The following is a 14,470-nucleotide window of genomic DNA, read 5'->3' as shown; positions in this document are numbered from 1 at the left end:
TTCTTATGCTTTAATTTCAACAACCTCAGTCTTAGCATCTGAAGCATTTCTAATAGCCACTTGTCTGGCTACTGCCTCAGCGAGATTTTTGTATGCTTCTTTGGTTTGGCCATTTTTCATTACTGCTGGATAGCCGGTATCACCACTTTCGCGAATACTTTGCACGATTGGGATTTCTCCAAGAAGCGGTACTTCAAATTTCTCCGCTAATCTTTTACCTCCTTCTTTGCCAAATAAATAATATTTGTTTTCTGGCAATTCTTCTGGCGTAAAATAAGCCATATTTTCAACAACACCTAGTACTGGAACGTTAATTTGTGGCTGTCTAAACATGGATAATCCTTTGCTGGCATCTGCCAAAGCAACTTTTTGTGGTGTTGTCACAATAACCGCGCCTGTTACCGGGATCGTTTGAACCATGGTAAGGTGAATATCAGATGTTCCAGGAGGAAGATCCAAAATAAGATAATCCAATTCACCCCATTCTACATCTGAAATAAACTGTCTCAAAGCCGAGCTAGCCATAGGACCTCTCCACACGACAGCACTTTCTGCTGGAGTTAGAAAACCAATGGACATCAGTTTAACCCCATATTGAGTAATAGGAACAATGATATTTTTTTCACCTACCTTTTTGACTGTAGGCTGCTCTCCCTCGACATTAAACATGGTCGGAATGGAAGGGCCTGAAATATCCGCGTCAATTAAACCCACCTTAGCACCAGATTCCGCCAAAGCAACAGCAAGGTTTACAGAGGTGGTAGATTTACCAACTCCACCTTTACCTGATGCAACAGCTATGATGTTTTTTACATGAGGGAGAACTGGAGCTGCCTCGCGTACAGTGGTTACTTGAGAAGTCATATGGATTTCCCATTTGGGTTCTTTTCCAAAATCTTCTTCTAAAGCCTCAAGGCAATTATTTTTTATTACTTCTTTCAGAGGGCAAGCCGGAGTCGTAAGAACCACGTCAAAACTGACTGATTTACCTTCTATTTTTATTTTTTGTATCATTCCTAAAGTCACGAGATCCTTTTTTAAATCGGGATCTTGGACTCTAGAAAGTGTTTTTCGGATCGCTTCCGCAGTTAATTCCATCGGAGGGTTATTAATTTTTTTTGCAATTTAGGGCTTCTCATTCGCTTAGAAAAGTAATGAGAGCTACATCGTGAAGGTTTAACTAGGGTATTTGTTAATTAGTTCAAGAAATAAGCCTGTTTTTACCACTTGTACCCTTTACCTTTGTAGGCTAAATTCAGATCATGGGAATCAGTAAACTCACCACAGAGAAAGTAAAAGAAAGAGTTGACATCGAAGAGGTGGTGGGAGATTATGTGCCTTTAAAAAAGAAGGGGCAAAACCTTTGGGCTTGCTGTCCTTTCCATAATGAAAAAAGCCCTTCCTTCTCAGTTTCTCCGGCAAAACAAATCTACAAGTGTTTTGGGTGTGGTAAAGCTGGGGACCCTATCCAGTTTGTGATGGATGTAGAGGGAGTTGGTTTTACTGAAGCGATTCGCCATTTGGCTGGCAAATACGGTATTGAGGTAGAGGAGGATGAAGAAAGAACGCCCGAGCAAGATCAAGCTTACAGTGAAAGGGAAAGCCTTTATATAGCTTTGGGTTTTGCCCGTGATTTTTTTGTGAAAAATTTACTGAGCCCAGAAGGAAAATCAATAGGCCTAAGCTATTTCAAGGAAAGAGGGTTTTCAAATTCAATCATAGAAAAATTTGATTTGGGTTATGCCTTGGATGGCTGGGATCACTTATTGAAAGCCGCTAAATCTTCAGGTTTTCAAGAGGAAATTCTTTTAAAAGCGGGATTGATTTTGCAAAAGGAAGGCGATCCCTCCAGAGTGTATGACCGATTTAGGGGAAGAGTCACCTTTGCGATTCATAATATAGGTGGTAAACCTATTGGATTTGGTGCTAGAATACTCACCAAAGATAAAAATCAACCAAAATACATCAACTCACCTGAGACTGCTGTCTATCATAAAAGTGATGTGCTGTATGGGATGTATCAGGCGAAGAAGGCCATCAGGGCAAAGGACAATTGTTATTTGGTAGAAGGCTATACGGATGTGATTTCCATGCATCTCTCGGGAATTGAAAATGTAGTAGCATCATCGGGTACATCCCTTACCGAAGGCCAAATAAAATTAATCAAACGATTTACTGATCAGGTTACGGTTCTTTATGATGGGGATCCTGCAGGAATAAAAGCCTCCCTTCGTGGGATAGACTTACTTCTGGAAGGTGGATTAAATGTGAAAGCCGTAGTTTTCCCTGAAGGTGAGGACCCGGATAGTTATTCCCGAAAAGTGGGGAGCCAGGCTTTTCAAGACTATTTAGTAGAAAATTCACGTGATTTTATAGGCTTTAAAATTGGGCTTTACCAAGACGAATTTGCGAAAAACCCCATCAGGAAAGCGGAGGTAATCCGTGAGGTGATCCAGAGCATTGGAAAAATTCCTGATCCGATTGTTCGTTCTGTTTACGCTCAGGAAGCTTCCTCTTTATTGGAAGTTGAGGAGGATGTGATCCATACGGAGCTCAATAAATCCCTGATAAAAACCCAAAGGGATCAATTTCAAAAAAGGGAAGAGGCGCCTCCTCATGATTTAGGTTTTGAAGAATATTTACCAACGGAGGAAAAAAGCACAGCTTCAGATTCTCTTAAAATTCAGGAAAAGGAAATGATTCGATTACTTTTAAACTACGGTTGGGAGAAAATTGATCATGATGAATTACATCTCTGTGATTATTTATTGGCAGAAACAGCTGATTTAAAATTTGAGACTCCGGTTTATGAAAAAATCCTGATTACATACCGTCAAATTTTGAACATGGGAGAAGCTCCTACGATTGACTTTTTTATCCGCCATCAAGATTCAGAGATGAAATCGGTTGTTATCGACTTAATTACGCCTCGACATGAGGTTTCAACACATTGGAGTGAAAGGCATCAGATTTTTATCAATAAGGAAAATGACAATTTATCCTTGACAGGGTTTAAGTCGATTTTAAGATTGAAGCGACGGGTGGTGCAAAAAATGATGGAAGAGGCAAAAATGAAAATTAAAACAGCTGAATCCGAAAAAGATGAAACGGCTGATATAGAGGAACTTCAAAAGATTTACTTTGAACTGAAAAAAGTACAGTTAGAAATAGACAAGGAATTAGGGATAGTAATTGGCTAAAACCAAACTTTCTTTGGCTGCAACCTGTTTTGTTAGGAAACCGTGTAAATTTGCATTCCTGTCATTAATTCAAATCCAAGTCAAGTGGAAAAATACCAATTAGACCCCATCGAAGATGCTATTGAGGCAATCAAAAATGGGGAAGTTATTATTGTTGTAGATGATGAAGATCGCGAGAATGAAGGTGACTTCGTTTGTGCAGCAGAGAAGATAACTCCAGAAATCGTCAATTTTATGGCCACTCATGGAAGAGGACTGATATGTGCTCCATTGGTGGAAGATCGATGTGAGAAATTAGGTTTAGATATGATGGTAGGCCAAAATACGGCCGCTTTTGAAACCCCATTTACGGTTTCCGTTGATTTGATAGGTCATGGTTGCACTACTGGAATCTCCGCTTCAGATCGAGCTAAGACAATCAAAGCTTTGGTGGATGATTCTATCGACCCAAGCGAATTGGGTAAGCCAGGACATATATTTCCTTTGAAAGCAAAAAGAGGAGGGGTTCTTCGAAGAGCTGGACACACCGAAGCAGCTATAGATTTTGCACGCTTGGCAGGTTTTTCACCTGCTGGAGTTTTAGTGGAAATCATGAATGAAGATGGAACCATGGCCAGATTAGTTGATTTGGTTGAGGTGGCTAAAAAATTCAACTTGAAACTTGTTTCGATTAAAGACCTGATTGCGTATAGGCTGAAGGAAGAATCATTAATCAAGCGGGAGATCGGAGTGGATATGCCTACTGAATTTGGAGACTTTGACTTGATTGCCTTCAGACAAACTAATACGGATGAAATCCATTTAGCTTTAATGAAAGGTACTTGGGAACCGGATGAGCCTATTTTGGTAAGAGTACATTCATCCTGCGTCACTGGAGATATTTTTGGTTCTTGCAGATGTGACTGTGGACCTCAACTTCATGCTGCCATGAATATGGTTGAGAAAGAAGGAAAAGGCCTTGTTTTATACATGAACCAAGAAGGTAGAGGAATAGGACTAATCAACAAATTAAAAGCCTATAAACTGCAGGAACAGGGTATGGATACCGTACAAGCGAATTTAGCTTTAGGGCTTCCAATGGATAGCAGAGATTATGGTGTAGGTGCACAAATCTTAAGAGATTTGGGTGTAGGTAAAATTCGATTGATATCTAATAATCCTCAGAAAAGAGTTGGATTGATTGGATACGGCTTAGAAATTATTGAGCAAGTTCCGATTGAAATCTTACCAAACCCTCATAATGAAAAGTACCTTCAGACCAAAAGAGATAAAATGGGACATAATATTTTGAAGTAAAAACATTTATTATCTTTAATTAAGATTCCCTATTGGATTAAATTCTAACCTGAGAATTAATTTTACGTTATATAAGTCATGACAAATACCATGAAAAAAGCAATTTTCACCCTCAGCTTATTTTTCTTGGGCCTAATGAGTGTCATGGCTCAGGATCAGTTTCCTTCCCAAGTTTGGCATAAAGGAACCATATACGATGCAGATGGACTCGTTTACAATGGGTTGATAAAATATGACCTGGAGAATAACTTGGTGCAGTTAAAAAATGAAGGTATCATTACTTTCACTGCTTCCAATGTAAAGAATTTTGAGATTTACGATGAAACCTACGGGGGGATCAGATATTTTTATAGTCTTCCCTATAGTTTAAATGGAGACTATGAGGTGCCAATTTTCTTTGAGGTTTTGACTCAAGGCAACAATATTGCGTTATTGTGTAGAGAGTATATTGCTACTGACTCAAGAAGCATTGGGTCCTATGGTGCGATGGGTATGAATCCTTTTTGGGGACCTCAAACTTCTATAGGATATCGTTTAGCTTTTAATTATTTCTTTTTCAAGGACGGAAGAATTCAGAAGTACAATTTGAAAAAGAAAGACTTGTTTGATTATCTCAGTGGACATGATGATGAAATGAGCCTTTTTATGCGTAAAAACAGACTTGAGCACGATAAGAGAGGTGATTTATTGAGAATTACTTCCTATTACAACGAATTGAACCAAAACTAATGTCAAAACCACTCATTCTCGTTTCAAATGATGACGGGATTACTTCCAAAGGAATAAGAGTTTTAGTATCGATCATGAAAAAGCTGGGGGAGGTTGTGGTGGTAGCACCAGATAGCCCTCAATCTGGAATGGGACATGCAATTACTATTGGGGAGACCCTAAGACTTTCAGAGGAGGAGATTTTTGAAGAGGTCGATGCATATAAATCTAGCGGAACTCCGGCTGACTGTGTTAAATTAGCAAAGCATTATTTATTGAAAGATAGAGTCCCTGACTTAGTGGTAAGTGGTATAAACCACGGATCCAATACTTCAATTTCTGTCTTATATTCTGGTACCATGTCAGCTGCCATTGAAGGAGCAATGGAAGGCCTACCTTCAATAGGGTTTTCTCTGTGTGATTTCTCTTCTAAAGCAGATTTTTCACACGTGGAATATTGGGTAGAAAACATTGCAAAGCAGGTTTTGGAAAACGGAATTCCCAAAGGGATAGCTTTAAATGTTAATTTTCCTCCAAAAAGAAATGAGCCTATCAAGGGTATAAAAGTTTGCCGTCAAGCTGATGCCAAATGGCAGGAAGAATTTGCAGAGCGGTATGATCCAAATGGCCGAAAATACTTTTGGTTGGCAGGTAATTTTGTGAATTTTGACAAGGGAGAGGATAATGACGAATGGGCAATAGCTAATAATTACGTATCTATTGTGCCGTGTCAGTATGACTTAACTGCACATCATGCCATCAGTCAAATAAATAAAGACTGGGATTGGACTGATCTACGAGAAGATTAGGCCTTTTCATCGGTATTGTAAGATTTTGGCTCTATTGCTAAAGTTCTAAAGTGGTGTTAATCTGACATTTCCATCAAAAAATTATCTTATGGGTTTGTTGATTTGACACCAAATTGATGTATTTTTCCGATTAATGAGATTGAAATTTTCAAGTGAAAACTCTGAAACCCAAATATTTTTTATTGCTCATATTACTATTCTGTGTTCCGAATCTTTTGGAAGCACAGCAAATCCTCAATGTAGATAGTTTAAAATCTATTTTGCCGAATAAAGAGGGGAAAGAAAGAATTTTTACGCTCAACTTACTTGCAACTAATTTAAGGGAATCAGAACAGCAACAAGCTTTGGATTTTGCAAAAGAAGCAGAGGCACTTGCAATTTCATTGAATGATACAGCAGGGGAAAGTCTTGCTAAAGAAAATATTGGTTGGGTTTATTACAGAAAAGGCCGGTATGAAGAGGCTTTCCAATACTCAAAAGAGGCATATGATTTGGCGGTTGAAGTGAATGATATGAATGTCGCTGCGAGACTCATGAATAGTATGGGAGCACTTTTCTACGAGCAAAGAAATTATGACCAGGCGATAGAGCAATTCCAAACAGCATATGAAATCAGCAAAGAGAATGATGATCTTTTTACTGAAATAAGGAGTCTTAATAACATCGCATTCATTTACAGCCAGAAGCAAGTATATGATTCGGCTTTGTATTATGCCAAGCTTTCAAAAAAGCAAAATGAAGATGCAGGTTCACCTTATCTATCCTCTTTTTCGAATAGAGTGATTGGAGATGTGTTTTTTGCGAGGGGAAATTACGATAGTGCACAGATGGTTTTTGAAGAATCCTTAGAGACTGCACAAAAACAAAATGCCTTGACCACTGAGGCAAGTATCACCCATAGATTAGGGGGTACCTATCTAAAACTAAACAAATTAAAAGAAGCAAAAGAAATCTTGACGAAAGGGATACAAATCTCTAAAGAAAATGGGTTTCTCGATGAACTTGCTCAAAACCATAAATACCTTTCCGATTACTATGTTCAGATAGGGGATATTAAGAATGCCTTTGATCAACAAAGCATCTACTTAGTATTAAATGATTCATTGGTTAATTCTGGCAATAGAGATAGGCTGGCTTTAATGCAGGGGATGTTTCAAGAAAGTCTAGATCAAACAGAATTGAAACTTCTGAAAGAGCAGAATGAGAGTCAGGCTCAACGTCTTGCCCTAACTCGGCGAAATAATTGGATTATTGCTATCGCTATAATCTCGATAGTAAGTCTAGCGATCTGGTTGCTGATATTAAACCGTAATATTAAAAAGTACAACAAGTTCTTGGTTGAGCAAAAGGAGAAAATCAAGGATCAAAATAAAGATCTGGAGACAAAATCATTTGAATTAGCCAGTATCAATGAAACTAAAAATAAATTGTTTTCAATATTAGGGCATGACTTAAAAGGTCCTGTTGCCCAGGTGAAATCAGTCCTTGATTTAATTGCTCAGGGAGCTTTAAGTAAAGAGGAATTTGAAGAACTACTGGATTCCCTAAAAACCGATATAGATACAGTTCATTTTACATTAAATAACACGTTGAAGTGGTCTATGTCTCAAATGGAAGGCTTTAAAATCAAGAAATCCCCTTTTAATTTTAGAGAAGTAGTAGATGCTAATTTGGTTTTGATAGAACCAAGTTTGAAAGAGAAAAAGATTCAGGTTGATAATAGGATGGATGACAGCGTTCCCGTTTTTGCAGATAGTGATTTGATGGATGTTGTGGTTAGAAACATCTTAAATAATGCGGTGAAATTTTCTAAAAAAAATGAGTCAATTGAAATTACTAATTCTTGTGAAAAGGACATGATCAAGTGGTGTGTTCAGGATCATGGTTTAGGAATGACGGATGCTCAAATAGAAACAGTATTGTCAAAAGACTACACCATAACCCAGTCACAAAAGGGAACCAATCAGGAAAAAGGTTCTGGATTAGGCTTGCAGCTTTGTAAAGAATTTATTCGGATGAACGGTGGTGATATTACGATTCAAAGTGAAAAGAAAAAAGGCACCAAAGTATGTGTGACTATTCCTATTAAAGGATCACAGGGTCAAAGTCAGGTGATCCATCGTAAGGAAGTCTTCCAATCTTAATTTGTTTTTTAATATCCCCAACTGGATCATTTCTTCCATCGCCTGATTTAATTCCTTCTTAGAAATAATGGCTTCTTTTGCCCACTGAGTTTGGGATAGCCATGATTTGACATCTTCTAATTTTAAGTCGTATAGTTTATGGATTTCCTCTGCTGTGCTTTCAGAATCTTGAAGTTTGGATGATTCCTGATAAACTAATTGACGCAATTCAAAAATAATTTCTCCAAACTCCTCCAGAGCAGTATTAGAAACAACCATAGCAAAGCAAGGCCAAGGACTTAATACTTCTCCAATTCTTTTCATTTCACGCCTGTCAACCCAAGGCTTTGTGGTGTATTTTTCCCAAAGAAACATCTCGGGTTTTTCAGGGCTCATTACCTGTAAGGCTCCTGGTAAATTCCCTACGATTCGGAATGTTAAGTTTTCGCTGTCCCAGTTTTCTCTTTTGGCAAGAACATAAGACATCAGCTGAGACCCAGAGCCATTTCTACTAATCAAAAACGAAGGAGAGTCTATTTGATCGAGAGCATTAATAGTAGAATTACCATGAACATGGATTCCCCAAATTAAAGGGGAACTTACATGAAATCCCATCATTTTGGCCGGGCTTCCATTTTCAAAATCCTGTAAAAAACTCTCAGTTAAAATCAAGGCGATGTCTGTTTCACCTTCTCTAATAGCTTTATTCATTTGACCAGAACCACGAGATTCTTCAGTCCATTTTAACTCGATTCCTTTACTGGCAAAAGGTTGTCTCGAAATGACTTTTTTCCAAGGTAAATTGAAGTGTTCAGGGACACCGGTGATTCTAAGAGTTTTCATGCCTTTCTTTTCTGAAAGTAAATGTAAAAAAGGTAGTTTGATTAATGGAATGATGATGATTGTTTTTGATTAAGAGGAGGGAATAAGTTTTAGAATTCCGTTAGAAAACTTAGTTGTTCTCTATAGAAACACAGAATCTTTGATTCTACGGTCAATTTAGAATTGGATGTAAAGGATATTATCCATGGGATTTATATCTTTGGGACGTTTGATAGCAGACAAGTGCTGGACAAGTACTTTTTTTAAGGAATAAACAAACCTAATTCAGATATGAAATTTAAACCTGGAGTAAAATACGGTGAGGAGCTTAAGGACCTTTATGCATATGCTAAAGAGAATGAGTTTGCCATGCCTGCAGTAAACGTTATTGGTTCTAATTCTGTAAATGCAGTATTGGAAACTGCGAAAAAATTGAATTCACCTGTGATTATACAGTTTTCAAATGGTGGAGCACAATTCTTTGCAGGAAAAGGATTAAGCAATGAAGGACAAAAAGCAAGTATTGCTGGTGGTATTTCAGGAGCACATCATGTTCACCAAATGGCAGAAGCTTATGGTGTACCTGTGATTCTCCACACTGACCATGCTGCTAAAAAGTTATTGCCTTGGATTGATGGTTTGTTGGAAGCTGGAAAAGCATATTACGCAACACATAAAAAACCTCTTTTCAGTTCTCATATGCTTGATCTATCTGAGGAGCCACTTGAAGAGAATGTAGAAATTTCTTGTAATTACTTCAAGGAGTTTGCAAAACTTGATATGGCAATTGAGATTGAATTGGGTGTGACTGGTGGGGAAGAAGATGGAGTAGATAATACTGATATTGATTCATCTAAGCTTTATACGCAGCCAGAAGAAGTAGCCTATGCATACGAAAATCTGAAAAAGATTGATGATTTATTCACGATTGCAGCTGCTTTTGGTAACGTTCACGGTGTGTATAAGCCAGGGAATGTAAGTCTTAAGCCAGAGATTCTTAAGAATTCTCAGGAGTACATCAATGAGAAGTATGGTACAACAGGCAAGCCTTTGAACTTCGTATTCCATGGTGGATCAGGTTCTTCAGTAGAAGAAATCAGAGAAGCAAATAGTTACGGTTCTATCAAAATGAACATTGATACAGATATGCAATGGGCATTCTGGGAAGGTGTTTTAAAGAATTATAAAAATCACGAGGCTTATCTTCAGACTCAATTGGGTAACCCTGATGGAGCAGATAGTCCAAATAAGAAATATTACGATCCAAGAAACTGGCTTCGTAAGGGGGAAGAGAATTTTGTGAAGCGTTTGGAGCAGGCATTTGAGATGCTAAACGCAGTAAACAGAAACTAATCTTACCTGTAAAAAGCAAAAAGGCTGATTCGAAAGAATCAGCCTTTTTTATTGAGGTACTTTTTTAATTAAGTAGATAGTATTTTAGCGATTCTGAAATCTTCCTCATCTACAGTTTTATCATCCACGATTGCTTTTTTAATAGGTGTATATACAACCTTATTATTGATGAGTCCAGCCATTACGTCATATTTACCTTGTAACAAGCCTTCTACTGCTGCAACTCCTAATTTAGAAGCAAGTAGTCGATCAAAGGAAGAAGGCGCACCACCTCTTTGCAAATGGCCTAAGATGGTCACTTTAATGTCGTAAGTCGGCAGGTATTTTTTGACTTTACCGGCAATTTCCCCAGCACCACCACTTTTACCTCCTTCAGCAACAATGACAATGTTGGATGATTTTTTTGCTTTAGATCGAATCTTCAATTTATCAACCAAATGATCAATAGGCATTTTTTTCTCTGGGATCAAAATAGCTGCAGCAGCACTTCCTATTCCAGCATTGATCGCAATAAAGCCTGCATCTCTTCCCATCACTTCCACAAAAAACAAGCGATCATGAGAAGTAGCAGTATCTCTGATTTTATCAATTGCTTCAATAGCAGTATTACAAGCAGTATCAAATCCAATAGTGGAATCGGTTCCAGAAAGATCGTTGTCAATAGTTCCAGGTAGTCCTATGGATGGAATGCCGTATTCTTTGAAGAATAAGTGAGCACCTGTTAAGGAGCCATCTCCACCAATGACGACTAAAGCATCGATTCCATGACTCATTAAATTGTCATATGCTTTTTTCCTGCCTTCAGGAGTTTTGAACTCTAAACTCCTCGCGGACTTCAGGAAGGTGCCTCCACGCTCCAAAACGTGTGTAATATTCTTAGAGTCAAGCTTTTTAATATCATTTTGGATCATACCTTCATAGCCGCGGTAGATTCCATACATTTCTAAGTTGTAATAAAAGCCAGCTCTAACAGCGGCTCTTATAGCAGCATTCATACCTGGGGAATCTCCACCAGATGTTAATACTCCAATTTTTTTGATAGTCTTAGGTTCCATTCTAGGTCTTTTATAGGCTTTTGAACATTAACTCTGCAGAAGCAGGGTTAGTGGCTAAAGGGATATTATGGACGTCGCAAATTCTCATAAGCATCTGCACGTCTGGTTCATGTGGGTGTTTGTCTAAAGGGTCTCTAAAGAAAATTACCATATGCAGTTCTTTTTGAGCTGCCATGGCGGCAATTTGAGCATCACCTCCAATAGGTCCAGAGAGTAACTTCTCTACTTTGAAACCCGATTTTTCGATATGTGAGCCAGTCGTTCCTGTGGCAACTAAATGCACATCTACTTTCTCTAGCTTTTCTCGAGATCGACTCAAAAAATGAACCATATCGGCTTTCTTACCGTCGTGAGCAATTAAGGCAATTTTCATTCGTAGGTATTAATAGGATAGAAGCCAAAGTTAGAAAAAAATCCTTTTTACCAACCTTGACAAAATTATTAAAACTTAATTTTATCAATAGCCAAATGTTAGCACTCTTTAGGAAAGTGTTTTTTGTGCTAAAAGTCCTTCTAGGTAGAACAAAAAGGTGTATTCCAAAGCAAGTTCCTTTAAGGCATTAAATCGACCAGATGCTCCTCCATGACCCGCTTCCATATTGGTGTGTAGCAAAAGCAGATTATCATCCGTTTTCAAATCTCTTAACTTAGCCACCCATTTTGTCGGCTCCCAATATTGAACTTGACTGTCATGTAAGCCCGAGGTTACTAAAAGATTTGGGTAATTTTTTGCTTCCACATTATCATAAGGAGAATAGGAAAGGATGTAATCATAGTATTCCTTGTTTTTTGGGTTTCCCCATTCCTGAAACTCTCCCGTAGTTAATGGAATAGTTTCATCCAGCATGGTAGTGACTACATCTACAAAAGGAACACTGGCAACCAAACCTTTGAATAAATCAGGGCGCATATTCATCACAGCTCCCATCAATAGACCTCCTGCACTTCCTCCCATTGCATATAGGTGTTCTGAGGAGCTGTATTTTTCAGTAACTAAATGCTCACCGCAGGTTATAAAATCTGTGAAAGTGTTTTTCTTTTTCAGCATTTTCCCATCCTCATACCACTGTCTTCCCATATCTTCTCCTCCTCGGATATGTGCGATCGCAAAAACAAACCCTCGATCTAGTAAGCTTAGCCTAGTGGAAGAGAAATAGGCTTCCGTGCTAATTCCATAAGAACCATAAGCGTATAGTAGGAGAGGGTTTTGGCCATCGGGTTGGAATAACTCTGTTTTGTAAACCAAGGATATTGGGATCATTGTTCCGTCCTTGGCATTGGCCCAAATTCTTGAAGAATTGTATAGCTCTGAATCGTATCCTCCTACAACCTCTTGTTGTTTAAGCAGTGTTCTGCTTTTGAGTGACATATGATAGTCATAGACACTGGAAGGTGATACCAAAGAATTATATCCAAATCTTAATATTTCTGTATTGAATTCAGGGTTTGTACTGATCCATGAGGTATAAGTCTCATCTTCAAATTCTAGTTGATGACCAGGAGTACCGTCCCAAGGTTGAATAAATATCTGTGTTAGACCTTTACTTCGTTCTTGGGTGACCAAATAGTTGGCAAACAAATCAAAATCTTCAAGTAAAACTGCTTCCCTGTGGGGGATGACTTCTTCCCAATTCTCTTTTGCTGGTGAGTTAATAGGTGCTTTTACCAGCTTGAAATTTTGGGCTTGATCATTAGTTCTGATCCAGAAATGATCCCCGTAATGATCTGCTGCATACTCTAGAAATGGTATTCTTGCTTGAAGTAATTTGAAGTTGCCTTCTGGATGATTGGCATTCAAAAATCTAATTTCTGATGAAATGGTACTTTCTGAATGGATGATGAGGTATTCCTCAGATTTCGTTTTTCCAATGTGACAGGTAAATTCTTCATCCTTTTCTTCATAAACTAATAGGTCTTGATCAATGGACGTACCTAAAGTATGCTTATAAATCTGGTATGCACGAAGTGTGTCAGGATCTTGCTTAGAATAAAAAAGCGTTTTATTGTCTGCTGCCCAGACAAGGTTTCCAGTAGTGTTTGGAATATTCTCCTCTAAAATCTCACCCGTAATGAGGTCTTTAAAGTGAATCTTATAGATTCTCCTACCAACATTATCTACAGCAAAAGCAAGTAGGTTTTGATTAGTTGAGGTAGAAGTGGCACCCACATGGAAATAGCTATGGTCTTTGGCTAAATCATTGGCATTTAAGAATACCTCTTCATTGCCTTCAAGAGAATCCTTTTTTCTGCAGTATAATGGGTATTCTCCTCCTTTTTCATATCTCGCATACCAAAAGTAACCAGATTTGAAGTAGGGCACACTTTCGTCATCTTCTTTAATTCTCCCTTTTAACTCCTCAAAAAGCTCTTCTTGGAACTGGTCAGTAGACTTTAAGGTTTCTTTTAAATATTGGTTTTCTTGGTTTAGGTAATCGATGACTTCTGGATTTTCACGATCCCTCATCCAATAATAATTGTCAACTCTCTGGTGACCATGGATTTCAAGAATTTCAGGTTTTTTTACTGCTTGGGGTGCCTTCATAAATTTTAAAACTAAGCTGCAATGTTAATGAAATTTGAAGCTTGGAGGTTCCAAAATCTGAGATTTGATTCTAAAAAAAATAGCGTTTTACTGAGGTAGAAAGATAAAAAAAGCGGCTTAGCCGCTTTCTTTATCTTTCTTTTCTTTCTCGCTGATAAATATGCCTGGCAAAATCTCTTGAAAGGCCATTTAACATAAAGATCTGGTTGTAGCTTAGAACTTTGGATACTTTTTCTACAAACTGCATTTCAGATTTAAGAAGCTGTTCTTGTATCGCAAACCTCTTCAAAATTCTTCTTTTGGCTTCTTCCTCGCTAAGATCTTCCTCACTTCTTTTATGGAGGCCAATCATTTCGTGAAGCATTTTGTCTCGTTCATCAGAATAGTTATTATAAACAGGCCAGAATTTTTCTGCTTGTTCTGGTTGTAAGTCTAAACGAGTCGTAATAAATGCAATCTTTGCAGCTTTTAATTTTTCTGGGTCATATCTTTCTCTTCCTCTTTGTGCGTAAGTCACTCCAACTAGGATGGTAAACAAGATAAATAGGGTAAGTTTTTTCAT

12 protein-coding genes are annotated in these 14,470 nt (G+C 38.0%); 6 read left to right on the top strand and 6 right to left on the bottom strand.

The window, feature by feature from the left end:
• Window positions 1–3: 3 nt before the first annotated feature.
• Complete coding sequence (locus ALPR1_RS13600) at window positions 4–1,098, bottom strand: Mrp/NBP35 family ATP-binding protein (RefSeq protein WP_008201505.1); 1,095 nt, start codon at window positions 1,096–1,098, stop codon at window positions 4–6.
• Window positions 1,099–1,262: 164 nt separating this feature from the next.
• Between ALPR1_RS13600 and dnaG the strand changes: the two genes are divergently transcribed.
• The 5 genes from dnaG to ALPR1_RS13575 all read left to right on the top strand — a co-directional run bounded on the left by dnaG (window position 1,263) and on the right by ALPR1_RS13575 (window position 8,157).
• Window positions 1,263–3,200 carry a DNA primase gene (dnaG, locus tag ALPR1_RS13595; protein WP_008201503.1) on the top strand — a complete coding sequence of 646 codons (1,938 nt, stop codon included), beginning with the start codon at window positions 1,263–1,265 and terminating at the stop codon, window positions 3,198–3,200.
• A gap of 84 nt (window positions 3,201–3,284) precedes the next feature.
• Complete coding sequence (locus ALPR1_RS13590; protein ID WP_008201501.1) at window positions 3,285–4,496, top strand: bifunctional 3,4-dihydroxy-2-butanone-4-phosphate synthase/GTP cyclohydrolase II; 1,212 nt, start codon at window positions 3,285–3,287, stop codon at window positions 4,494–4,496.
• A 90-nt stretch (window positions 4,497–4,586) separates the two neighbouring features.
• Window positions 4,587–5,225 (top strand): hypothetical protein, encoded by a 639-nt coding sequence (locus tag ALPR1_RS13585; RefSeq protein ID WP_040303628.1) that lies wholly within the window; start codon window positions 4,587–4,589, stop codon window positions 5,223–5,225.
• Complete coding sequence (surE, locus tag ALPR1_RS13580; protein ID WP_008201499.1) at window positions 5,225–6,013, top strand: 5'/3'-nucleotidase SurE; 789 nt, start codon at window positions 5,225–5,227, stop codon at window positions 6,011–6,013. Before ALPR1_RS13585 ends, surE begins: the two co-directional genes overlap by 1 nt.
• Before the next feature lie 182 nt (window positions 6,014–6,195).
• Window positions 6,196–8,157, top strand: a complete 1,962-nt coding sequence (locus ALPR1_RS13575; RefSeq protein WP_161599234.1) for an ATP-binding protein — start codon at window positions 6,196–6,198, stop codon at window positions 8,155–8,157.
• On the opposite strand, the gene ALPR1_RS13570 is transcribed toward ALPR1_RS13575, so the two are convergent.
• Window positions 8,107–8,979 (bottom strand): substrate-binding domain-containing protein, encoded by an 873-nt coding sequence (locus ALPR1_RS13570; protein WP_008201495.1) that lies wholly within the window; start codon window positions 8,977–8,979, stop codon window positions 8,107–8,109. The genes ALPR1_RS13575 and ALPR1_RS13570 overlap by 51 nt on opposite strands.
• Before the next feature lie 270 nt (window positions 8,980–9,249).
• Here ALPR1_RS13570 and fbaA point away from each other — a divergent pair, with 270 nt between their 5' ends.
• The gene (gene fbaA / locus ALPR1_RS13565) at window positions 9,250–10,311 is read left to right on the top strand and encodes a class II fructose-bisphosphate aldolase (RefSeq protein ID WP_008201493.1); all 1,062 of its coding nucleotides are present in this window, start codon (window positions 9,250–9,252) and stop codon (window positions 10,309–10,311) included.
• 68 nt (window positions 10,312–10,379) lie between these two features.
• Here fbaA and pfkA read toward each other — a convergent pair whose 3' ends face one another.
• From pfkA to ALPR1_RS13545, 4 genes are all read right to left on the bottom strand, one after another.
• Window positions 10,380–11,366 (bottom strand): 6-phosphofructokinase, encoded by a 987-nt coding sequence (pfkA, locus tag ALPR1_RS13560; protein ID WP_008201491.1) that lies wholly within the window; start codon window positions 11,364–11,366, stop codon window positions 10,380–10,382.
• A gap of 10 nt (window positions 11,367–11,376) precedes the next feature.
• A complete protein-coding gene (locus ALPR1_RS13555) occupies window positions 11,377–11,739 on the bottom strand; it encodes a methylglyoxal synthase (RefSeq protein WP_008201490.1) in 363 nt (120 codons plus the stop codon).
• A 108-nt stretch (window positions 11,740–11,847) separates the two neighbouring features.
• Window positions 11,848–13,908 (bottom strand): S9 family peptidase, encoded by a 2,061-nt coding sequence (locus tag ALPR1_RS13550; RefSeq protein WP_008201488.1) that lies wholly within the window; start codon window positions 13,906–13,908, stop codon window positions 11,848–11,850.
• A gap of 130 nt (window positions 13,909–14,038) precedes the next feature.
• Entirely contained in the window at window positions 14,039–14,470 is a 432-nt protein-coding gene (locus tag ALPR1_RS13545; RefSeq protein ID WP_008201486.1) for a hypothetical protein, read from the bottom strand.

The organism is Algoriphagus machipongonensis (assembly GCF_000166275.1).
Lineage (GTDB): Bacteria > Bacteroidota > Bacteroidia > Cytophagales > Cyclobacteriaceae > Algoriphagus > Algoriphagus machipongonensis.
The sequence above is the reverse complement of the archived record's forward strand: the minus strand, read 5'-3'. Positions and strand labels throughout refer to the sequence as shown.

Excerpts from the sequence above, each read along its gene's own strand:
- dnaG (WP_008201503.1), top strand. The coding sequence starts at position 1,263 with ATGGGAATCAGTAAACTCACCACAGAGAAAGTAAAAGAAAGAGTTGAC.
- fbaA (WP_008201493.1), top strand. The coding sequence starts at position 9,250 with ATGAAATTTAAACCTGGAGTAAAATACGGTGAGGAGCTTAAGGACCTT.
- ALPR1_RS13570 (WP_008201495.1), bottom strand. The coding sequence starts at position 8,979 with ATGAAAACTCTTAGAATCACCGGTGTCCCTGAACACTTCAATTTACCT.
- surE (WP_008201499.1), top strand. The coding sequence starts at position 5,225 with ATGTCAAAACCACTCATTCTCGTTTCAAATGATGACGGGATTACTTCC.
- ALPR1_RS13545 (WP_008201486.1), bottom strand. The coding sequence starts at position 14,470 with ATGAAAAAACTTACCCTATTTATCTTGTTTACCATCCTAGTTGGAGTG.
- ALPR1_RS13585 (WP_040303628.1), top strand. The coding sequence starts at position 4,587 with ATGAAAAAAGCAATTTTCACCCTCAGCTTATTTTTCTTGGGCCTAATG.
- ALPR1_RS13555 (WP_008201490.1), bottom strand. The coding sequence starts at position 11,739 with ATGAAAATTGCCTTAATTGCTCACGACGGTAAGAAAGCCGATATGGTT.
- ALPR1_RS13600 (WP_008201505.1), bottom strand. The coding sequence starts at position 1,098 with ATGGAATTAACTGCGGAAGCGATCCGAAAAACACTTTCTAGAGTCCAA.
- ALPR1_RS13550 (WP_008201488.1), bottom strand. The coding sequence starts at position 13,908 with ATGAAGGCACCCCAAGCAGTAAAAAAACCTGAAATTCTTGAAATCCAT.
- pfkA (WP_008201491.1), bottom strand. The coding sequence starts at position 11,366 with ATGGAACCTAAGACTATCAAAAAAATTGGAGTATTAACATCTGGTGGA.